This window comes from Alkaliphilus peptidifermentans DSM 18978 (assembly GCF_900101495.1).
In the GTDB taxonomy this organism is placed as follows: Bacteria; Bacillota; Clostridia; order Peptostreptococcales; family Natronincolaceae; genus Alkaliphilus_C; species Alkaliphilus_C peptidifermentans.
The window spans coordinates 114,485-134,344 of sequence record NZ_FMUS01000005.1 but is presented as its reverse complement, the minus strand read 5'-3'; the positions used below and the strand labels follow the sequence as shown (position 1 = coordinate 134,344).

Genomic DNA, 19,860 nt, shown 5'->3' with positions numbered 1-19,860 from the left:
CCCAGGAGACTGTGGGCTTTTATTTTTAGGAGAGAGAAACCAATGCTAAGGATTTGTAAATATAAAAACTGTAGACACGAAGCGATGGCTGATAGTGTTTATTGCAAATATCATAAAGAATGGTTGCCATAGAAAAGAAGGGGCGTATGGAGGTTAAATGAAATGATTGAAAATTGAAATTTAAAAGGGCATCCGTTTAAAATGCTGGATGCCCTATTATCTTATTCGCTAAATTTGCTTGAAACTGTTGAAGTATCTAATTACTTTAATATTTTTTCAATGACAGAAATATCAGAGATTTTGGTGTTTTTTCCAACTTTTTTTAATAGGAGATTTTTTAAATCTGGTGAACCATTGCGTAGATAATCGAAAATCAAAGAGCGCGCTTGGTCAGCGGTCAAGTCCAGTTGTCTTGTAACTTTATCTGATATTGTGGTATTGGTAACTTTCAAATTACGAGCTACTTCATTGATTGCACTTGTGTAAATTTCTATATCTGAGACGTTAGTTCTATTTGATAGCTGTTTTCTCATTTCTGTGACAATTTCCAAAATCTGTGATATTCTTGAGCTGCATTTCGAGTAATCAATTACTTCTTGCGAATTATCAATTCGTTTAAACTCGATTCTTTCGCCTCCATCATAGATAATGAGTTCATATTTTGCGGTTATTACTTCCATTGTATTCCCTCCCCATGTTTTTAATTACTTGCAACGCTACATGTGTTTAGATGCCTTTCCATAATCCTCCACCAAGGGATACGACTAATCCTCTTCTTTGCAAGGAGCTTAGGCAGCCACGACAATTGTGCCGATCTCTGAAGGTTACACTGGTAGTAGCCTCATAGAGGTCGTGAAGATGTAAAATTGTCCCCGGAGTCAAAAGTTGACGTAAAATTTGAGTCATTTTTATTCACCTCCTTAAGCTATATAATTAAACGTACGTACATATGTACATTCTTATAAAAACAATATACCATGGGACAATCTAATATGTCAAGATCCTTAGATTAAAATTTTTTATTAATAAGTTAAGAAAATAAAACACAAAAGCTGTGCCTAGAAACAGAGTTTTCATAGGCAAAAGGGCGCACTGAATGCCTTATAGCCGTATAGAGTGAGGTGAAAAAATATGCCTAGGAAACCTAATAAACCCTGCAGTTACACTGGATGTCCTGAGTTGTGTGAAGGAAGATACTGTGACAAACATCAACGGGAGATGGACATTGAATACGACCGTAGCAATAGGCCTTATAAGAAACTTTATAAAACTGGCAAATGGCAGAAACTAAGGAGACAGGTGCTAGCAAATCACCCTCTTTGCAAGGTTTGTAAAATCAATGGAAGAATTATTAAAGCAACGGTGGTGGACCACATTAATCCACACAAAGGAGATGAGAAACTCTTTTATGATATAGAAAACCTTCAGTCCCTATGTAAGTCTTGCCATGATAGCAAGACAGCAAAGGAGGACGGTCGGTGGAAACTGAGGGTATATACTTATTAAGGGGTGTGCATAACACTATGGATAAATTGTTAGCATTCTGTTGATAACTTATGAGCCTGTGCATAATTCTAAGAGGGGAGGGGAGATACAATCCCTACAGCCCTTTGTTCCAGGAACGGTGGCGCCCCTTCACACGAAAAAACGCTTTTTTCTAAGGGGGGAAGGGGGAATTTTGCGAAAAAGTCCAAATGGCTAAAGCTCAAGAATTTGGTGGGCGTATTAACTTTAAAGGTGAAGTGATAACAATGTTAGATAAAATTCAAGAAGAGAGGATTTTAGCACTTAGGAAAAAAGGATATGGATATAAGAGTATTGCCAGTACCCTCGGCTTTAAAAGGGATACGGTAAGGGATCTTTGTAAGAAACATGGATTACAAGGGTATGTAGGTTATGGAATGCTACAAGAACATAGGGAAGAAGTGAAGGGGCTTTTAAAACAGTGTTCTTATTGTGGCAAAGAAGTTAATAAAAAAAAGCAAAGGGGAAGAAAAGCCAAATTCTGCTCTGATGCGTGTAGAAGAACTTGGTGGAAAGAAAACCCCGATAAAAAGAAACGTAGAGACACTGCTTGGTATCAATTCACTTGTCAATATTGTGGTAAGGAATTTAAGGTATACGGAAATAAGAATAGAAAGTTTTGTTCAATAAGATGTACTACAGAATATAGATTTGGAACATATGAAGAAACTGAATACGAAATGATAGAAGAAGCTGTCACCACTCGAGAGGAGTAGTGATTTTTTTATGCTCATTTTAGGAGGTGGAAAGGTTGAAAAGAACAGAAGAATTAAAACTAATTCCTGTTGATGAATTAATTCCCTATGCTAACAATGCTAGAACTCACAGTAAAGAACAGATTAAAAAGCTAAGAAGTAGCCTTAGGGAATTTGGTTTTGTAAATCCTGTACTTATTGATAAAGAAAAAAATATTATTGCAGGCCATGGCAGAATAGCTGCTGCAAAGGAAGAGGGAATAAAAGAAGTACCATGTGTATTGGTAGAGCACCTAACAGAGGCCCAAAAGAAAGCTTATATTTTAGCAGATAATAGAATGGCGCTTGATGCAGGGTGGGACAATGAACTTCTTGCCATAGAGCTTGAAAACTTAAAGGAACTAGATTTTGATATTAATCTTACGGGGTTTGATGCTGCTGAAATAGAGGAGTTATTTTCAAACATTCACGATAAAAATATATCTGATGATGATTTTGACATTGATGGAGCCTTAGAAGAAGAACCTATATCAAAGCAAGGTGACCTCTGGATTTTAGGAAGGCACAGACTTATTTGTGGAGATAGTACAAAGGTTGAAACCTATGAAAAATTAATGGATGGGAAGAAGGCTAATCTTTGTGTAACCGACCCTCCATATAACGTGAACTATACAGCAGGGAAAGAGAATGAAAGAACAATAAAAAACGATAATATGGATGATCATAATTTCTATAATTTCTTGCTAGATGCCTTCAAAAACATTTATACAGCTTTAGATGACGGTGGTTCTATTTATGTTTTCCATGCAGATACGGAAGGGCTTAATTTCAGGAAAGCTTTTAAAGACGCTGGATTTAAACTTTCAGGGGTATGCCAGTGGGTGAAACAATCATTGGTTTTAGGTAGGTCTGACTACCAATGGCAACATGAGCCTATTTTATATGGCTGGAAGCCTACAGGAAAACATCGGTGGTATGCAGATAGAAAACAGACAACGGTTTGGAACTTTGACAGACCTACAAAATCAGAACTCCATCCAACTATGAAACCAGTGCCTTTGATTGCCTACCCAATCCAAAATAGCTCTATGACAAACTGTATTATATTAGAGCCCTTTGGTGGTAGTGGATCCACTGTAATCGCCAGTGAGCAAACGGGGAGGATCTGTTACGCCATTGAATTAGATGAGAAATATGTAGATGTTATTGTAAAAAGATATATCGAACATGTGGGTAAAGAAGAGGACGTTTTTCTAGTTAGAAATGGAGAAAAAATAGCCTATAGGAATATTGAAAAGGAAGGTTGTGATCAAAATGACCTTCCTTGATTTATGTGCAGGTATAGGTGGATTTAGATTAGGACTTGAACTTGCTGGATATAAATGCATTGGTTTTTGTGAAAATGATAAATTTGCAATAAAAAGTTATAGAGCAATGTTTGATACAGAAGGAGAGTGGTATGCGGATGACGTTACAAAACTTAGACCAGAAGAAATCCCCTATGCAGACATTTGGTGCTTTGGATTCCCATGCCAAGACATCTCAGTTGCTGGAAAGCAAAAAGGACTTAGAGGAGAAAGAAGTGGAATCTATTTCAGCATCATTGATCTCATCAAAAGCAAAAAAGAAAAAGATAAACCCACATACTTACTTATTGAGAACGTTAAGAACCTGCTATCAATTAATGGAGGATTTGATTTTGCCACAGTTCTCTCTGAATTGGACCAAGCAGGGTATGATGCAATGTGGCAGGTGCTTAACTCCAAAGATTTCGGAGTCCCCCAAAACCGAGAGCGTGTGTTCATTATTGCAAATCTTAGAAGCAGAGGTAGACGAGAAATACTACCTATCAGAGGAGAAAACGCAGCAGCTCTTAAGCAAATTATAGGTGGAATGCAGGGTTATCGGGTTTATGATACGGAAGGAGTTGCATGTACCCTTCAAAGTAATGCTGGAGGAGTTGGCGCAAAGAGTGGACTTTATCGAATCGGAAATATAAATCCAAGTGGCAGAGGAGCCAGTGGTAATGTGTATGATACAGAAGGGGTTTCACCTACTCTTACAGCAAATGGTGGTGGAGTAGGAGCTAAGACAGGATTATACTTTATAGACCAATCCACTACTAAAACTAAAATAACAGAAACCTCAAGATGCATAACTTCGAGATACACTGGAGGAATTGTAAATAGAACAGCTATGAATAGTGCAGTTTTAGAAGCAAGGGCCGTTATAACACCAGAACGAGAAGAAAAAAAGCAAAATGGCAGGAGGATGAAAGATACTGATGAGCCGATGTTTACTTTAACTTCTCAAGACCGTCATGGTGTTGCCATCAAAGAAGCTACAAAGAAAGGTTTTGCTGAAGCAAAGATAGGGGATAGCATAAATATTGCCTTTCCTAACAGTAAGACTAGAAGAGGAAGAGTAGGGAAGAAAGTTGCGCAGACTCTAGATACCCAGTGTATGCAAGGAACCCTTTCTGAAAACTATCGCATAAGAAGGTTAACTCCAAAGGAATGCTTCAGACTTCAAGGATTTTCAGATGAACTCTTTGAAAGGGCCAAAAAGGTTAATTCTGATGCCCAACTTTATAAGCAGGCAGGAAATGCCGTCACTGTAAATGTAGCCTTTGCAATAGCAAATAATCTACCTAAAAAAACATAAAATACTTGCTATTACTGTGTTTTAGAGTGATATATAGTATTACCAAAACACAGGAGGAATGAATATGGATAGAAAACAAATAGTAAAAGCCTTAGAATCACACTTTGGAGTCAAAGCGAAATACCTAGCAGCACCCAGTTTTGCATACAGAGTTGAAGTAGGAGGAGAATCTTACATCATCGACAGAGAAGGATTCATTACAAAGGGTGATAAAAGACTGGAACTTGAAGAAATACTATGCCCTAGTGAAAGTTTAGAGGAAGAGGATGCAGAAATAAATGAGGTTGAGATTGTTATACCGATGGAAGACCATACAGGAATTACATTAAGAAATTTAGTAAACATAATTTTTAGCAAGCAGACTTTGATTAGAAAATCCTTTGATCTTAAAGAAAATATAGTAGAAGAGGATTTTATTCTAGGGATTAACGAGGTCCAAGTTAAGAGCCTTGAAGATTTCAAAATAGCACTAGAGGATATAGGAGAAAAGAGTTGCCCAGGACTAGGATTTAATTTTAAGGATAAGAATCTAACCTTTCAATTTATAAAAGGGAAGTGGATTGTGGAAAAGGTAAAAACCTACTCTGAGTTTGCTGAGGTATTAAATAGGCATGCCAAATCTTTAAAGTATGCTTCACCCAAGCCTAGTAAAATAGATAATGAAAAATATACCTTCAGAACTTGGCTCCTTAGACTTGGGATGATTGGTGATGAATATAAAGCTTCAAGAAAGGTACTTCTTGAGAACCTTTCGGGGAATGCAGCCTTTAGAAAAGAAAAACCAAAGCAAGAAAAGGGAGAAGACGGGGGGAAGAGTAACCCCCATTTTAATTTATAAAAGTTAAGAGATTTAGTAGGTACCTTTCAATGAAAAGCTTGCTATTACTTGTGTTTTAAGTGATATATAGAGTACCAAAGCTATAGGAGGTATTTTAATGGATAAATTTTTTAGTCAGAAAAACTGTGACAGATGTGGAAAAGACTTAAAGAATGGAAGGATTATGTCTATGTTTAATGAAGATTGTATCTGCTTAGAGTGCAAGGATAAGGAAAAGCTTGATAAGGATTATAAGAAAGCTGCTGATACAGAACTTGAAGAAGTAAAGAAAGGCAATTATAATTTCAAAGGAATAAAAGGATAAATGAAATAGTTTTTTTAGAGAGAGGGAAGGGTCTTTGCAGACTCTTTTTCTCGTTATGGAACTAGTAAATCAACTTATAAAAGGCTAAAGCTATAGTTGTACAATAGGAGGTGAAACCATGGCAACAAAAGGACGAAAACCAAAACCGACAGCTCTAAAGATACTTGAGGGTAATCCAGGAAAAAGACCTTTAAATGAAAAAGAACCAAAGCCAGAAAAGAAAGCTCCCCGTTGTCCGTCATGGTTGGAACCTGAAGCAAAGAAGGAATGGAGACGGATGTCAAAGATTCTAGAGGAGTTAGGGGTGCTAACAGAAGTAGATATGACAGCCTTTGCTGGGTATTGCCAAGCCTACTCTAGATGGAAAGAAGCAGAAGAATTCTTATCAAAGCATGGTACTATTTTTAAAACTCCATCAGGATATATTCAACAAGTGCCCCAGGTGTCGATCGCACAGACATATCTAAAGGTCATGAAAGATTTCTGTTCAGAGTTTGGGTTGACTCCTGCTTCAAGAAGTAGAATTCGTGTGGATATAGAAGAGCATAAAAGTTATGATCCAATGGAAGAGATTTTAAGGGTGATGAAATAATGATGGATAATAATAAGGCTAAAAGAGCTGTTAATTTTATAAACGCATTAAAACATACAAAAGGTGTGTGGCATGGCATTTCTTTTGATCTTCTTCCGTGGCAGGATAAGATTATTAGGGATATATTCGGAACGGTAAAGGAAGATGGTTATAGGCAATATAATACAGCTTATATTGAAATTCCAAAGAAAAATGGAAAAAGTGAAATCGCAGCAGCAGTGGCCCTATACCTAACTTGTGGTGATGGGGAGTGGGGGGCAGAAGTTTATGGATGTGCTGCAGATAGACAGCAAGCATCTATTGTATTTGATGTAGCAGTAGATATGGTGGAGCAATGTCCAGCTCTTAAGAAGAGAATCAAGCCAGTGATATCACAAAAAAGATTAGTCTTTATGCCAACAGGAAGCTTTTATCAAGTACTATCTTCAGAGTCTTTTACAAAGCATGGACTTAATGTTCATGGAGTAATTTTTGATGAACTTCATGCACAGCCCAACAGAAAACTATATGATGTTATGACTAAAGGTTCAGGGGATGCTAGAAAGCAACCTCTTTTCTTTTTAATCACTACAGCAGGAACTGATAGAAACTCCATTTGTTATGAAGTACACCAAAAGGCAGAGGATATTTTAAGAGGTAAGAAAAAGGACTCTACATTTTATCCTGTTATTTATGGAATCAGTGATGATGACGATTGGACAGATGAAAAAAACTGGTTTAAGGCTAATCCTTCATTAGGTCATACCATTGATATAGAAAAAGTAAGAGCAGCATTTATTAGTGCTAAGGATAATCCAGCCGAAGAGAATCTATTTAGACAGCTTAGGCTTAATCAGTGGGTCAAGCAATCTGTACGATGGATGCCAATGGACCTATGGGAGAAATGTTCATTCGTAGTAGATGCAGAAAAATTAAAAGGAAGAGAATGCTACGGTGGTTTAGACTTATCGAGTTCCAATGACATTACAGCCTTTGTTTTGGTATTTCCTCCAACAGATATAGATGATAAGTATTACGTTCTTCCTTTCTTTTGGATTCCAGAGGAAAATTTAGAATTAAGAGTAAGAAGGGATCATGTGCCTTATGATGTTTGGAAACAGCAAGGATACTTGGAAACTACTGAAGGAAACGTGATTCATTATGGATTTATTGAGAAGTTCATTGAGGATTTAGGTACTAAATATAACATTAAAGAAATCGCCTTTGACCGATGGGGAGCTATTCAAATGGTACAGAACCTAGAGGACTTAGGATTTACTGTAGTTCCATTCGGACAAGGCTTTAAAGATATGTCTCCACCTACAAAAGAACTAATGAAAATAACCATGGAAAAGAGGATAGCCCATGGAGGAAATCCAGTGCTATCATGGATGATGGATAATATTCATGTAAGGACGGATCCTGCCGGAAATATTAAGCTTGATAAAGCTAAGTCTACTGAAAAAATAGATGGGGCAGTTGCTATGGTGATGGCACTAGATAGGGCAATTAGGAATGAAGGAGGAAATAGTGGAAAGTCGGTTTATGATGATAGAGGAATTCTAATATTATAAACATTAAAGCTAACCTATTATATAGTGACTCTGATTATGGTGAAGGAGCATCTAGATAAATCTATTTTAATATAACAGCTCTTATGAACTATGGTATAATTTTGTTAAGAAGAGCAAATTGAATTTTGGAGGTGGATTTGTGGAGAAATTAATAGAATATGTAGAAAAACTGCCACTAACCAGTTTAACGATAGGCATTATAGTTCCTTTAGTTTCTGCGTTTCTCTCATATTTTTTAGTAGAGAGATCTGCCCAGAAAAAAGACGCAAATAGATTATATATACAAATAGAATTATTGAGGAGAGAATTAGAATGTAATAAGATAGTTATAGAGGATTTCTTAGAATTAAATAAAAAATATCAACATAAGAAAAGTAAAATTTTAGTAGAAAATGTAATTCTAAAGAAAGAACTTTATGAAGTCTTATTAAGACTTGAAAATATTAAAAAAGATTACTTTGCTTTTGATCAGTATGTTTTTGAACGACCTTCTATACTATTGAAATTAAGTAGTGAAATAGAAAAATTAGAAGAAAATTTAACTGATTTAAAACAAGAAATGGTAGTATTGTCTCAGAGTGAAAATCCTATTATATCAAGAGAAAAAGCCCTACAAATTTTAAATATTGAAGAACAAATAAAAGAGAAAAAAAAGGAGATTTACATAAATATTGAAAGAGACGTATATAAAGAATTTATGTTAATACAGCAATATATAGATAGTAATTTAATAGAAGGTTGGTATGAGAAAATTGACGATAGTGGTAAGGTTAATTTAAAAATATTTAAATATATATATGACAACATAAACGAATTTAATAATTTGCAAGATAAAACTAAAGAAAATGTTGTTCAATTGTATAAAACATTATTAATGTATGAAATACGTTTAGATGATACCATTATAAATGATAATAGATTTGATGAAGAAATGTTCCAGTTTTTTTATGGTGAAAGGTACAAAGAACATCCTATGATTGAAATCTATAAAGATTTTTATCATCAAGAATTCTTACATAAAATTATTTCAAATTATAAATTTAATATTTTAAATCAAAGGTGGGACATATTGAAAGATGGCTTGGTACTATTAAATGATAGGGAGTTATATATCGATATTGATGATTTTTATGATAGCATTGATTTTCTAAAAAATTTACAATCCATTGATATGAATGAAACTAACCTAAAAAGATTAAATGAGGAATGTAGCAATTTACTTCATAATGTTAAAGGTATTCAAAATAATCTAATTAAAAAAGAGAAAAGTGTAAAGAAGCTTTGTTGATTGAATAGTAATAATATTTGAGTGTTTGGTTATATCATGAAAAACTAGGGGGCGTGGCATGAATCTAGAGGATTTTCTACAACATAAAAGTTTTAAAAAATATGAAAAAACAATAGACTCTATTAGAGAAAAATTTATTGAAATGGGATGCGAAAAGTATTTGTGGCCTAATTATAAAGAGCAGCAGGAGTCTATGAAAAGCACACAACTTCTATTAGAAGCAGATGGCCATTTTGTTGCTAATGATACCGTATCAAAATTTATGAAACAATTTGAGTGGATAGATTGGGAGAATGAAGTTGCATTTATTTACCCAGAAGATTATTCTCATACTTTTTTTATTATCAGAGAAGTAGTAAAGAAAGCTGAAAAAAATATAATTATAGATAATTTATTTGATTTAGATGAAACAATAAATCATCTTACTGTATTTAATAGAAAAAATATAGATGATATAGCATTTATGTTTCATTTGGTATATTACTTTTTTATGAGTGATAATTTTGGTGGGTACAAATTGTTTGGTAAAGGCTTGATGTATTATGCAAATGCACTTTGTTATAATGGGGTTGACTTGAGGAACCACGTTCTCCTAAGTTTACTGGCACATTTTCAGGGGAATATGATAAGGCGAGATACAAATCCATTTTTGATTTTGGAATGTCGTGAAGCTACGCAACTTGTAATTGAACATAAATATTTTAAAAATGAATTAGAGCTTTTTAGAAACTTGTATGAATTAATTTTGCTGGAATTTCATAATTGGTATAAAAATACCAAGAAGACTGTGGAAGGGTATACATATGATTGGAAAAGTAGAAAGGAAAATATATTTAGCAAGTTAGTAAATGACGGGGTGATACAATCAAAGTGGAAGTCAGAGGAAACATTGTTTAAAATTATTAAAAGTAAGTACCCAAGCGCATTGTATCAACATAGACCCAGTTGGCTATCACCACAGAGTTTAGATATTTTTATTCCTGAACTAAAGATAGGTATTGAGTATCAAGGTATACAACACTATGAAAGTATTGATTATTTTGGGGGTGAAGAGGGATTTAAACATAGAGTTTGGCTAGATAATGAAAAGAGACGTAAATGCTCAGAAAATAGTATTGCTTTAATTGAGTGGAATTATCAAGAAAGTATTAATTTAGCAAACTTGAATAAAAAACTATCTGCAGTATAGATAAATAAGGCATCCACTAACATGGGTGCTTTTTTCATGCCCATTTATAGGAGGTGATGACATTTGAAGATACCCATTATATCAAAAATTTTTAGGTCGAGAGCAGACCCTAAAAATAGTATGTGGCAAAGTGCCTATCAATTTTTCTTTGGACCTACTTCTAGTGGGAAGATGGTTAATGAGAAAACAGCTATGCAAACAACAACAGTATATGCCTGTGTAAGAATTTTATCGGAGACTATTGCATCTTTACCCTTACACACATATAAAAGGACTGACAGAGGAAAAGAAAAGGCACTGGACCACCCAATATATTATTTACTTCATGATGAACCCAACCCCGAGATGACTTCATTCGTGTTTCGTGAAACACTGATAGGTCATCTTTTACTTTGGGGAAATGCCTATGCTCAAATTATCCGAGATGGTAGAGGGAAGGTAATGGCACTCTATCCTCTAATGCCAGATAAGATGACAGTCCATAGAAGTGAGGCAGGTGAACTTTATTATATCTACAACAAAGAGGGACAGGAGCATATTCTTCGAAACTGGGAGGTTCTTCATATTCCAGGACTAGGATTTGATGGACTTGTAGGCTATTCACCAATTGCTATGGCGAAGAATGCAATCGGTATGGCAATAGCAACTGAAGAATATGGTGCAAATTTCTTTAATAATGGAGCCAATCCCGGTGGTGTTTTAGAGCATCCTGGAATTTTAAAAGACCCAGAAAGGGTGAGGAAGAGTTGGAACAGTGTCTATGGAGGTAGTGGCAATGCCCATAAGGTTGCAGTGTTAGAGGAAGGTATGAGCTTTAAACCTATTGGGATACCCCCAGAACAAGCCCAATTTCTTCAAACAAGAAAGTTTCAATTAAATGAAATTGCCCGTATCTTTAGAATTCCGCCCCATATGATTGGAGATTTGGAGAAGTCCAGTTTTTCTAACATTGAGCAGCAGTCATTGGAGTTTGTAAAATACACTCTGTCTCCGTGGCTATCAAGGTGGGAGATGGCCATGAAAAAGGCTCTACTGTCCCCATCAGAAAAAAAGGACTACTTTATAAAGCTTAATGTGGAGGGACTTCTTCGAGGAGATTACAAGAGTCGAATGGAGGGATATGCAACTGGAATTCAAAATGGCTTCCTATCTCCAAATGATGTAAGGGAATTAGAAGATCTAAACACCATCGAACATGGGGATGTCTATGCAGTTAATGGGAATATGTTAAAACTTGAGGACATAGGAGCCTATGCAAAGAAGGAATCAGATACAGATAAGGAAGGAGGGGAAAAGTAGATGAAGTTTTGGAACTGGGTTAAAAACGAAGATGGAAGGACCCTTTATCTCGATGGGTACATTGCCCAGGAGAGTTGGTTTGAAGATGAAGTTTCCCCTAGGGAATTTAAAGCAGAATTAGATGAGGCAGATGGTGATATCACCCTTTGGATCAATTCCCCAGGGGGTGATGTATTTGCTGCCAGTCAAATTTACACCATGTTAAAGGAGTATCTAGGAAGAGTTACAGTGAAGATCGATGGCATTGCAGCCAGTGCAGCATCTGTAATTGCCATGGCTGGAGATGAGGTACTCATGTCACCAACGGCTATGCTTATGATTCATAATCCTAGCACCATTGTGTGGGGTGAAGAAGCAGATATGAAACGTGGCATTGAAATGCTAGCAGAAGTAAAAGAAAGTATCATTACTGCCTATGAACTAAAGACAAAACTTCCGAGAAACAAAATATCTCAGATGATGGATAGAGAAACCTGGATGAGTGCCAATAAGGCTCATGAATTAGGATTTTGTAACAAGGTGTTATATACAGAAACAGAAGTTCCTGAAAATATCGTAAATAGCTTCATGTTTGATAGGGTCACTATTACCAACAACTTTATGGGTAAGTTTCAAAAGGCAAAACAAGCTAAACCACAAGGAAGCAAAGATAGTGATCCTAAGGAAAAAGGAACCCCATATAATCATCTAGTCAAAAGACTAGAACTATTGAAATAGGAGGAATGGATAATGAATAAGATTTTACAGTTAAGAGAAAAAAGAGCAAATGTATGGGAAAACGCTAAAGCGTTTTTAGACAGTAGAAGAGGAGAAAACGGACTGTTATCTCAAGAAGATACAACCACTTACGAAAAAATGGAGGAAGAAGTTGTAGCTCTAGGAAAGGAAATTGAAAGACTAGAAAGGCAAGCTACTTTAGATTTAGAACTTTCAAGGGCAACAAGCAACCCTATTACATCAAAGCCAACCAATCTAGATGAGCCAGAAAGAAAAGGTAGAGGATCAAGAGAATACGTACAAGCCTTCTGGAATGCCATGAAGAGTAAGAGTAGCTTAGATGTGCAGAATGCTCTCCGGATTGGTCAGGACTCAGAAGGGGGATACTTGGTTCCAGATGAATTTGAAGCTACATTAATTCAAGCACTTAATGATGTAAACATCATGAGAACTCTGGCAAAAGTTATCACTACATCCTATGGGGACAGACAAATTCCTGTGGTATCCTCTAAAGGAACAGCTTCTTGGATTGAAGAGGGTGGAGCCTTTAATGAAAGTGATGATACCTTTAGTCAGGTTATTTTAGGGGCTCATAAGCTTGGGACGATTATTAAGATTTCAGAGGAACTACTAAATGACAGTGTGTTCAACCTAGAAAACTATATTGCCACAGAGTTTGCAAGAAGGATTGGTGCTGCTGAAGAAGAAGCCTTTATTAAAGGAAATGGAAGTAACAAGCCTACTGGAGTTCTTAATACAGCTCAAGTTGGTATTACAACAGCAATAGCCGATGCCATTACCTTTGATGAAGTCATTGACCTTTGGCATTCTCTAAGAGAGCCCTATCGAAAAAATGCAACATGGCTATTAAATGATAGCACGGCAAAGGCCATCAGAAAGCTTAAGGATGATAACGGTCAATATATTTGGCAGCCTTCTGTTCAAGTAGGACAACCAGATAAAATTCTAAATAATCCAGTAAAGACTTCAGCCTTCATGCCAGAGATTGGAGCAGGGGAAAAGGTACTATCCTTTGGGGATTATTCCTACTACTGGATTGCAGACAGACAGGGGAGATCCTTCCAAAGACTAAATGAACTATATGCTGTAAATGGTCAGGTTGGATTTAGAGCCTACCAAAGAGTAGATGGAAAGCTGATCCTTCCAGAAGCAGTGAAGGTACTGACAATGAAATCAGCTTAGATAAATTAATGGTTAGAAGATACTAAGACTTTTGAAGAGGGGTCTTTTTTTTATGCCCCTCTTTAAGGGTTTTTGGGAAGTTAATGGAGGTGAAGCAGGTGAAAGTGAGGATTAATACATCTCTTTCAGGCTTGAATTTTAGCTATAAAAAGGGTGAAGAAGTAGACATGGAAGAAAGAAAAGCAAAGGAATGGATTAAGGCTGGAGTAGCCGTGGAAGTAAAAGTCCAAGAAGCAACTAAAAAGACGGCCAATAATGCCTCGAAATCTAAATCCGATGGGTAGGTGGGAAGATGATAGCACTGGAAGATGTAAAACTTTATTTGAGAGTAGACAGTGACGAAGAGGATACTTTGATTACTTCCTTTATAGAAGCATCAGTAGAACTCTGTGAAGGAATTTTAAGATATCCACTTACAGAGTTTGAAGAAATACCAGAACTTGTGAAGCATGCTGTTCTTTACAGCGTCAGTGCCATGTATGAAAATAGGGAGGGGGAAAACATTAAAAATACATTGGATACCATAAAAAGGCTCCTAAGTCCCTATAGAAAAGAGAGCTGGTGATAGGGTGAAGATAGGAAAACTTCGTCATCGCATTACCATACAGGAGTATCAGGCAACAAGGGACAGCTTCGGTGCTGAGGTAAAGGAATGGGTGGATATAAAAACAGTATGGGCAAGTATCGAGCCCTTATCTGGAAGAGAATATTTTTCTGCAAAGCAAATCAATGCAGAGGTTACAACGAAAATAAGAACTCGTTATCTTAAAGGAATACATCCTAAGATGCGGGTTCTTTTTAATGATAGGATTTTTGAAATCCTTTCTGTTATCAATGTTGAAGAAAAGAAAAGAGAACTTGAACTGATGTGCAAGGAGGAAGTTTAATGGGGAGAAGCTATTCATCAAGGCAGAGAAAAGTGAGTTCAGGTATTGAAGGAGCAGATGAAGTTATAAAACTCCTTAAAGACATGGGGATTGCAGCAGAGAAGATACTGGAGAAAGCTGCTGAAGAAGGAGGCAAAATTGCTCTTAAGGAAGCCAAAAGAAGATGCCCTGTAGATTCAGGGAGGTTAAAGGCAAGTTTGCATTTAACAAAGGGAAAAAAGAGTCAAAGTAAAGCAGATGTTAAAATAGCGACGGGAAAACAGGAGTATTACGGTACCTTTGTAGAGCTTGGAACGAAACATCAAGGAGCAAAACCCTACCTTAGACCAGCAGTTGATGAGAAACAGGGAGAGATATCAAAGGCAGTTAATCAAGCAGTTCTTAGGGCATTAGGGAGGTTTCGATAATGGAACTGGGAGAAGCACTTTTTCAGTATTTATCAAATCATTCTGACCTAAAGGAGAAAATTGGAGATAGGATTTATCCTATAATGATGCCCCAAAATGCAAAATTACCAGTGATCATATATTCTCAAATATCAACAAGAAGAAGCCATGCTCTGCAAAAAGACACAGGCTTTGTTAGCCAAACAATACAGTTCTCCTGCCATGGAAAAAGCTATAAGGAAGCAGTTGCACTTTCAAAAACCCTTAGAAAAATACTGCAGAATTTCAGTGGCACTATGGGTGATTTAACCATTCAAGGGGTTCTTTTAATTGGCGAAGTAACACTAAGCCAAGGAACTACAACAAATTATAGAACCGATCAATTTATCATTTCAACAGATTATGAATTTCAATATATAGAAGATTAGGTGGTGAAAACAGATGGCAATAGCAGGTAGAAAAGGTAAGGTTGAGATTGGAGATAACACTTTAGTTTCGGAAATTAAAAACTGGTCTTTAGACATAGGCTCTGAAACCATAGATACCTCCTGTTTTGGGGTGGAGTGGAAACAGTACATTGCAGGAATTATGGAGTGGACTGCTTCAGCAGAAGGAATGTTTAATGTTCAAAATGATACCGATGGACAGAAGGCTCTACAAACAGCTTTTTTAAATGGAGAGACAGTATTATTAAAACTTTATGTCAATGCAACGGTTTATTATAGTGGCACTGCAATTATCACAAGCCTATCCATTGAAGATGATGTATCAGATGCAGTAACCATTTCCTTTGAATTTCAAGGAACAGGGGAACTAAGCTTTGAAGGTGGATTCTAAGAATGTATAGTAGAGGCAAGATAGCTGCTGTATTTGATGGAGATGTACAAATAGGTCTTTTATTAAACTGGGAATGCACCTTCCAAAAATTCAGTTTCGAAGTAAATGTGAAAAGCTACTGGTTTGAAAAACAGCCAGAAGAAAGTAAAGAGTACACCATCCATCTTTATCTCGACAGCAGTAAAAGCAGAAGAAGATATGAGGGGTGTGTTTTTATTTTAGAAGAAGTAGAAGTCAGTAATGAAATAATCAATAAACCCCTCGAATTAATAGGTAGGGGACAGCTTGAATATAGGGAGGAATGACAATGGGTAAAATGGGAGTCACTTTAGAATTAGACAGACCTAGAACCTTAAGGTATGGGATGAATGCCTTAGTTAAGATTGAAGAGCTAACAGGAAAGCCTATCAGTAAATTAGACTTAGAAAATATCAGTATGAAGGATCTTCGAACCATTGTGTACGGAGGTCTTTTTCATGAGGATAAATCTCTGACACCAGAGGTGGTTGGGAATCTGATTGATGAATATAGTTCAATGGAAACAGTAGCAGAGAAACTAGGAAAAGCTATGGAACTTGCCTTTGGTGGGGGAAAGTCCAAAAGACCGGCGGTGAAAAAGAACAAGGAGGAGAATGGAGCTTTGACGGACTCCTAAGGGTAGCCGTTGGTCGATTAGGTTTATCTCCACAAAGCTTTTGGGACTATACTCCCTACGAACTTTCTATAGTAAGTGATGCTTATCAGTACAAACAGCAGGAAAAGCAACAAGACCTTCTTTATTTGGCTTGGCATATTGAAGCCTTTGCAAGACAGAAGAAAATGCCTAAGTTAGATAAGATATTGAAAGTAGTTAAAGCAAAGGAAGAGAAAAAAACTGGCAGTAGAGATCTTTTGAAAATTGCAGAGAAGAAGGGGCTGAAAGTACCAAAATAGGTGCTTTTTTTATTGCAGTAAATTATATGAGGAGGTGAGGGTGCTTGGCTATTATTCGAAATCTTGTAGTAAAAATTGCAGCAGACATTTCATCATTACAAAAAGGATTATCAGATGCACAGAGCCAGTTGAACAGCTTCTCAAGACAGATGGGGAATATCGGTAAGACCCTCACCGCTGGAGTAACTATTCCTCTTACAGCTCTTGGGGGAATTGCCCTTAACACAGCAGCAAACTTTGAACAGTCTATGGCTAATGCAGCTTCAGTTTCAGGGGCTACTGCTGAAGAACTAGAGAAGATGACAAGTGTAGCTAGGGAAATGGGAAAGTCCACTGTATTTTCAGCTAGTGAAGCAGCTGATGCCATGTATTATATGGCCAGTGCTGGATATAAGGCAGGGGAGATGGGAGAGGCTATTAAGCCTATTCTAGATTTAGCAGCAGCTACCCAGAGTGATTTGGCTTTTAGTACAGATACTGTTATTGCCACCCTTAATCAGTTTGGTTTAAAGAGTCAAGATGCAGGTAAGGTCACTAATATATTTGCAGCGGCCATTGGGAATTCCCAAGCTACCCTTGATAAACTTGGAACATCCATGAGTTATGTAGGACCAGTGGCCAATAGTTTAGGCTACTCCATTGAAGAAACAGCAGCAGCCCTATCACAGCTATATAATGCAGGTTTTGATGGTTCAAAGGCTGGAACCGTATTAAGGGGAGCCTTATCCCGTTTGATGAAGCCAACAAAGGCTGTCAATGATGCCCTTGTTGAATTGGGATTAACCTATGGTCAAGTAAATCCAGCTACAAATTCCATTGCAGATATTGTAGGTATTTTAGGGGATAAATCCATTACAACAGCTCAAGCCATTGCCATCTTTGGACAAGAAGCAGGTCCTGGTATGATGGCTTTAATCTCTCAAGGCTCAGAGGCTTTAATAGAAATGGAAGCAAACCTTACGGGAACCGATGCAGCAGCCCTTATGGCTGAAAAACAGCTGGATACCTTTAAGGGAAGTATGAAGCTTTTAAAATCAGCAGTGGAAGAAGTTGCTATTCAGTTTGGGAATATTTTAATTCCTATTCTTAGAGATTTAGTAACAGGATATGTACAGCCGGCTGTCCAGTGGTTTTCCAACTTAGATGAAGGGGTTAAGCGGATGATTGTAACGGTAGCAGCTATTGCTGCAGCCATAGGTCCCTTCTTTTTAATCTTAGCAGGATTAGCAAAGGGACTTAGTGCAGTAGCTGGTGCGATATCCTTTTTAATTTCCCCCATAGGACTTGTTATCGTGGGAATAGCGGCTTTAACTGCAGGTCTAATCTATTTATGGAACACCAATGAGGATTTTAGAAATACTGTAGTATCCATATGGCAGAGTATATCCCTTGCAGTGGCCTCAGCCATTGAAGGAATTAAGGCATGGTGGGATACCTATGGAGAGGGAATCATCAACACAGTGACAACAGTTTTTACAGCCATTTGGACAGTTGTATCTACAGTTTTAGGACAACTTTGGGAGAGTCTAAAGGTGTTCTTTTCTTATGTAGAGCCCATATGGGAGGCATTAAAAAGTCTGTTCATGTCCTTATGGAATGTTATTGAACAATTGTGGCAGTTGTTAGAACCGGTGTTCATTGCTTTAGGTGCCATTATTGCTATGAATATGGCTATTGCAGTGGGGGCAATTAATGGAGTGATTCAAGCCTTAGGTCCCTTTATTCAGGCAGTAATTAATGCAGTTAGTATTATTGTAGATGTTATAGGATTAGTTATAGCTGTCCTACGGGGAGATTGGTCAGCAGCTTGGGATTTTATGAAGTCCATTGCAGAAAATACATGGCAGTTAATTGTAAATGTCTTTAATACCATCCTAGGTTTTATTAAAGGTTTTGTTGAAGGTGTAATTTCCCTATTTAAAGGATTATGGTATGCCTTAGTAGGAGGTTCCATTATTCCTGATATCGTTAATGGGGCTTTATCTTTCTTCACTAATATGCTAAAGGGCATCACTGAAACCGTAGGGAAGATAGTGAAAGGCGTTATTAATGGATTCAAAGGGGTGTTTAACTTCATAAGTGACACAGTAAAAAATGCTTGGAGTTGGGGTGCCAATTTATCAAAGAGTTTAGCTGATGGAATTAGATCAGGTATCAATGCAGTGGGAGAAGCAACAAAGAGTGTAGCCAATAAAATAAAAGGATTCTTAGGTTTTTCATCCCCCACAGAAGAAGGTCCTGGTTCAGAATCAGATAAGTGGATACCCAATCTCTTTGATATGTTGAACGCAGGGATTAAAGAAGAAATACCAAAACTTAATGCTGCTCTTTCAGCTGCTATGAATCCAACTATAGAACCTAGTAGTGGTATGGGAATGGTAAGGAATATAGATACTGTTATGGGTAATGAAGATACCCTATCAAAGGCAGTATACCAAGGGGTTTTAGATGCACTAAAGTTCAGCAGTATGGAGGCTGGAAATGATCAAAAGGAAATCGTCCTAAAAATTGACGGGACCAGCTTTGCCAGAGCAATTATACCAAACCTTATGAAGGAAAAACAAAGAGGCATAGGATTGGTGGTGAAGTAGATGGAGGTTAAAATAGCTGGAGTTCCTATACTCAACTTATCGGAGTACAAGATTTCATACTCTGATATTCAACGAATCAACCAAACAGCAAGCGGCAGCACAAAAATTGACTATATTGCTACTAAAAGAAAGCTAACCTTAGGTTGGAGATATCTCTCAGATAGTCAACTTGATAGCCTTTATACCCTGTTAAACCAAAATCGCCCCTTTTTTAGTGTGGAGTACATGGAAGCAGGAAGAGTGGAGACTATGGTCTGCTATGTAGAGAACTTTGATACAAGTCTATGGAACACAATAAGGGGTCAGAGGTATTGGGAGAATGTAACCTTAAGCTTAATGGAGCAGTAGAGGAGGTGGCTT

General features: G+C 36.9%; 25 protein-coding genes. 24 read left to right on the top strand and 1 reads right to left on the bottom strand.

The features are described 5' to 3' along the window. Window positions 1–260 precede the first annotated feature (260 nt). Window positions 261–680, bottom strand: coding sequence for a hypothetical protein (locus BLP68_RS05565; RefSeq protein ID WP_091541009.1), 420 nt, complete (start codon window positions 678–680; stop codon window positions 261–263). A gap of 451 nt (window positions 681–1,131) precedes the next feature. Here BLP68_RS05565 and BLP68_RS05555 point away from each other — a divergent pair, with 451 nt between their 5' ends. From BLP68_RS05555 to BLP68_RS05440, 24 genes are all read left to right on the top strand, one after another. Further along, on the top strand, window positions 1,132–1,506 hold the full coding sequence (locus BLP68_RS05555) for an HNH endonuclease signature motif containing protein (RefSeq protein WP_091541004.1): 375 nt from the start codon (window positions 1,132–1,134) through the stop codon (window positions 1,504–1,506). 188 nt (window positions 1,507–1,694) lie between these two features. Then, window positions 1,695–2,240, top strand: a complete 546-nt coding sequence (locus tag BLP68_RS05550) for a hypothetical protein (protein WP_242876915.1) — start codon at window positions 1,695–1,697, stop codon at window positions 2,238–2,240. A 35-nt stretch (window positions 2,241–2,275) separates the two neighbouring features. Then, the gene (locus BLP68_RS05545) at window positions 2,276–3,547 is read left to right on the top strand and encodes a site-specific DNA-methyltransferase (RefSeq protein WP_091541002.1); all 1,272 of its coding nucleotides are present in this window, start codon (window positions 2,276–2,278) and stop codon (window positions 3,545–3,547) included. Next, complete coding sequence (gene dcm, locus BLP68_RS05540) at window positions 3,534–4,883, top strand: DNA (cytosine-5-)-methyltransferase (protein WP_330389081.1); 1,350 nt, start codon at window positions 3,534–3,536, stop codon at window positions 4,881–4,883. The genes BLP68_RS05545 and dcm overlap by 14 nt, the downstream gene beginning before the upstream one ends. Window positions 4,884–4,947: 64 nt before the next feature. Beyond that, the gene (locus BLP68_RS05535) at window positions 4,948–5,721 is read left to right on the top strand and encodes a hypothetical protein (protein WP_091540997.1); all 774 of its coding nucleotides are present in this window, start codon (window positions 4,948–4,950) and stop codon (window positions 5,719–5,721) included. A gap of 97 nt (window positions 5,722–5,818) precedes the next feature. Continuing rightward, on the top strand, window positions 5,819–6,025 hold the full coding sequence (locus tag BLP68_RS05530) for a gamma-glutamylcyclotransferase (RefSeq protein WP_091540994.1): 207 nt from the start codon (window positions 5,819–5,821) through the stop codon (window positions 6,023–6,025). A 118-nt stretch (window positions 6,026–6,143) separates the two neighbouring features. Further along, window positions 6,144–6,617: a phage terminase small subunit P27 family gene (locus BLP68_RS05525; RefSeq protein ID WP_091540992.1), complete on the top strand. Its 474-nt coding sequence runs from the start codon at window positions 6,144–6,146 to the stop codon at window positions 6,615–6,617. Further along, the gene (locus BLP68_RS05520; protein WP_091540990.1) at window positions 6,617–8,170 is read left to right on the top strand and encodes a terminase large subunit; all 1,554 of its coding nucleotides are present in this window, start codon (window positions 6,617–6,619) and stop codon (window positions 8,168–8,170) included. Before BLP68_RS05525 ends, BLP68_RS05520 begins: the two co-directional genes overlap by 1 nt. Window positions 8,171–8,309: 139 nt before the next feature. Continuing rightward, window positions 8,310–9,458, top strand: coding sequence for a hypothetical protein (locus BLP68_RS05515; protein WP_091540987.1), 1,149 nt, complete (start codon window positions 8,310–8,312; stop codon window positions 9,456–9,458). Between the two features lie 58 nt (window positions 9,459–9,516). Beyond that, window positions 9,517–10,647: a PDDEXK family nuclease gene (locus BLP68_RS05510; protein WP_091540984.1), complete on the top strand. Its 1,131-nt coding sequence runs from the start codon at window positions 9,517–9,519 to the stop codon at window positions 10,645–10,647. A 63-nt stretch (window positions 10,648–10,710) separates the two neighbouring features. Next, window positions 10,711–11,946 (top strand): phage portal protein, encoded by a 1,236-nt coding sequence (locus BLP68_RS05505; RefSeq protein WP_456297604.1) that lies wholly within the window; start codon window positions 10,711–10,713, stop codon window positions 11,944–11,946. Then, window positions 11,947–12,663 (top strand): head maturation protease, ClpP-related, encoded by a 717-nt coding sequence (locus BLP68_RS05500; RefSeq protein WP_091540982.1) that lies wholly within the window; start codon window positions 11,947–11,949, stop codon window positions 12,661–12,663. Window positions 12,664–12,675: 12 nt separating this feature from the next. Then, entirely contained in the window at window positions 12,676–13,866 is a 1,191-nt protein-coding gene (locus tag BLP68_RS05495) for a phage major capsid protein (RefSeq protein WP_091540980.1), read from the top strand. A 98-nt stretch (window positions 13,867–13,964) separates the two neighbouring features. Continuing rightward, window positions 13,965–14,150 (top strand): hypothetical protein, encoded by a 186-nt coding sequence (locus tag BLP68_RS05490; protein ID WP_091540978.1) that lies wholly within the window; start codon window positions 13,965–13,967, stop codon window positions 14,148–14,150. A gap of 8 nt (window positions 14,151–14,158) precedes the next feature. Beyond that, window positions 14,159–14,431, top strand: a complete 273-nt coding sequence (locus tag BLP68_RS05485; protein ID WP_091540976.1) for a head-tail connector protein — start codon at window positions 14,159–14,161, stop codon at window positions 14,429–14,431. A gap of 4 nt (window positions 14,432–14,435) precedes the next feature. Continuing rightward, window positions 14,436–14,753 carry a phage head closure protein gene (locus BLP68_RS05480; RefSeq protein ID WP_091540974.1) on the top strand — a complete coding sequence of 106 codons (318 nt, stop codon included), beginning with the start codon at window positions 14,436–14,438 and terminating at the stop codon, window positions 14,751–14,753. After that, window positions 14,753–15,160: an HK97-gp10 family putative phage morphogenesis protein gene (locus tag BLP68_RS05475; protein WP_091540971.1), complete on the top strand. Its 408-nt coding sequence runs from the start codon at window positions 14,753–14,755 to the stop codon at window positions 15,158–15,160. Before BLP68_RS05480 ends, BLP68_RS05475 begins: the two co-directional genes overlap by 1 nt. Then, window positions 15,160–15,567: a tail completion protein gp17 gene (gene gp17 / locus BLP68_RS05470; RefSeq protein WP_091540969.1), complete on the top strand. Its 408-nt coding sequence runs from the start codon at window positions 15,160–15,162 to the stop codon at window positions 15,565–15,567. Before BLP68_RS05475 ends, gp17 begins: the two co-directional genes overlap by 1 nt. Before the next feature lie 13 nt (window positions 15,568–15,580). Next, window positions 15,581–15,976, top strand: coding sequence for a phage tail tube protein (locus BLP68_RS05465; RefSeq protein WP_091540966.1), 396 nt, complete (start codon window positions 15,581–15,583; stop codon window positions 15,974–15,976). A gap of 2 nt (window positions 15,977–15,978) precedes the next feature. Beyond that, window positions 15,979–16,281 carry a hypothetical protein gene (locus BLP68_RS05460; protein WP_091540964.1) on the top strand — a complete coding sequence of 101 codons (303 nt, stop codon included), beginning with the start codon at window positions 15,979–15,981 and terminating at the stop codon, window positions 16,279–16,281. A 2-nt stretch (window positions 16,282–16,283) separates the two neighbouring features. Then, window positions 16,284–16,631: a hypothetical protein gene (locus BLP68_RS05455; RefSeq protein WP_091540962.1), complete on the top strand. Its 348-nt coding sequence runs from the start codon at window positions 16,284–16,286 to the stop codon at window positions 16,629–16,631. 125 nt (window positions 16,632–16,756) lie between these two features. Beyond that, the gene (locus BLP68_RS22090; RefSeq protein WP_242876914.1) at window positions 16,757–16,909 is read left to right on the top strand and encodes a hypothetical protein; all 153 of its coding nucleotides are present in this window, start codon (window positions 16,757–16,759) and stop codon (window positions 16,907–16,909) included. Between the two features lie 44 nt (window positions 16,910–16,953). Continuing rightward, a complete protein-coding gene (locus BLP68_RS05445; protein ID WP_091540960.1) occupies window positions 16,954–19,500 on the top strand; it encodes a phage tail tape measure protein in 2,547 nt (848 codons plus the stop codon). Next, the gene (locus BLP68_RS05440) at window positions 19,501–19,848 is read left to right on the top strand and encodes a hypothetical protein (RefSeq protein ID WP_091540959.1); all 348 of its coding nucleotides are present in this window, start codon (window positions 19,501–19,503) and stop codon (window positions 19,846–19,848) included. It abuts the gene before it with no gap. Window positions 19,849–19,860 lie beyond the last annotated feature (12 nt).

What these genes read in the sequence shown, in the direction of transcription:
- BLP68_RS05565 (WP_091541009.1), bottom strand. Translation starts at nt 680, where the DNA reads ATGGAAGTAATAACCGCAAAATATGAACTCATTATCTATGATGGAGGC.
- BLP68_RS05555 (WP_091541004.1), top strand. Translation starts at nt 1,132, where the DNA reads ATGCCTAGGAAACCTAATAAACCCTGCAGTTACACTGGATGTCCTGAG.
- BLP68_RS05550 (WP_242876915.1), top strand. Translation starts at nt 1,695, where the DNA reads ATGGCTAAAGCTCAAGAATTTGGTGGGCGTATTAACTTTAAAGGTGAA.
- dcm (WP_330389081.1), top strand. Translation starts at nt 3,534, where the DNA reads ATGACCTTCCTTGATTTATGTGCAGGTATAGGTGGATTTAGATTAGGA.
- BLP68_RS05535 (WP_091540997.1), top strand. Translation starts at nt 4,948, where the DNA reads ATGGATAGAAAACAAATAGTAAAAGCCTTAGAATCACACTTTGGAGTC.
- BLP68_RS05530 (WP_091540994.1), top strand. Translation starts at nt 5,819, where the DNA reads ATGGATAAATTTTTTAGTCAGAAAAACTGTGACAGATGTGGAAAAGAC.
- BLP68_RS05525 (WP_091540992.1), top strand. Translation starts at nt 6,144, where the DNA reads ATGGCAACAAAAGGACGAAAACCAAAACCGACAGCTCTAAAGATACTT.
- BLP68_RS05520 (WP_091540990.1), top strand. Translation starts at nt 6,617, where the DNA reads ATGATGGATAATAATAAGGCTAAAAGAGCTGTTAATTTTATAAACGCA.
- BLP68_RS05510 (WP_091540984.1), top strand. Translation starts at nt 9,517, where the DNA reads ATGAATCTAGAGGATTTTCTACAACATAAAAGTTTTAAAAAATATGAA.
- BLP68_RS05500 (WP_091540982.1), top strand. Translation starts at nt 11,947, where the DNA reads ATGAAGTTTTGGAACTGGGTTAAAAACGAAGATGGAAGGACCCTTTAT.
- BLP68_RS05495 (WP_091540980.1), top strand. Translation starts at nt 12,676, where the DNA reads ATGAATAAGATTTTACAGTTAAGAGAAAAAAGAGCAAATGTATGGGAA.
- BLP68_RS05485 (WP_091540976.1), top strand. Translation starts at nt 14,159, where the DNA reads ATGATAGCACTGGAAGATGTAAAACTTTATTTGAGAGTAGACAGTGAC.
- BLP68_RS05475 (WP_091540971.1), top strand. Translation starts at nt 14,753, where the DNA reads ATGGGGAGAAGCTATTCATCAAGGCAGAGAAAAGTGAGTTCAGGTATT.
- gp17 (WP_091540969.1), top strand. Translation starts at nt 15,160, where the DNA reads ATGGAACTGGGAGAAGCACTTTTTCAGTATTTATCAAATCATTCTGAC.
- BLP68_RS05465 (WP_091540966.1), top strand. Translation starts at nt 15,581, where the DNA reads ATGGCAATAGCAGGTAGAAAAGGTAAGGTTGAGATTGGAGATAACACT.
- BLP68_RS05460 (WP_091540964.1), top strand. Translation starts at nt 15,979, where the DNA reads ATGTATAGTAGAGGCAAGATAGCTGCTGTATTTGATGGAGATGTACAA.
- BLP68_RS05455 (WP_091540962.1), top strand. Translation starts at nt 16,284, where the DNA reads ATGGGTAAAATGGGAGTCACTTTAGAATTAGACAGACCTAGAACCTTA.
- BLP68_RS05440 (WP_091540959.1), top strand. Translation starts at nt 19,501, where the DNA reads ATGGAGGTTAAAATAGCTGGAGTTCCTATACTCAACTTATCGGAGTAC.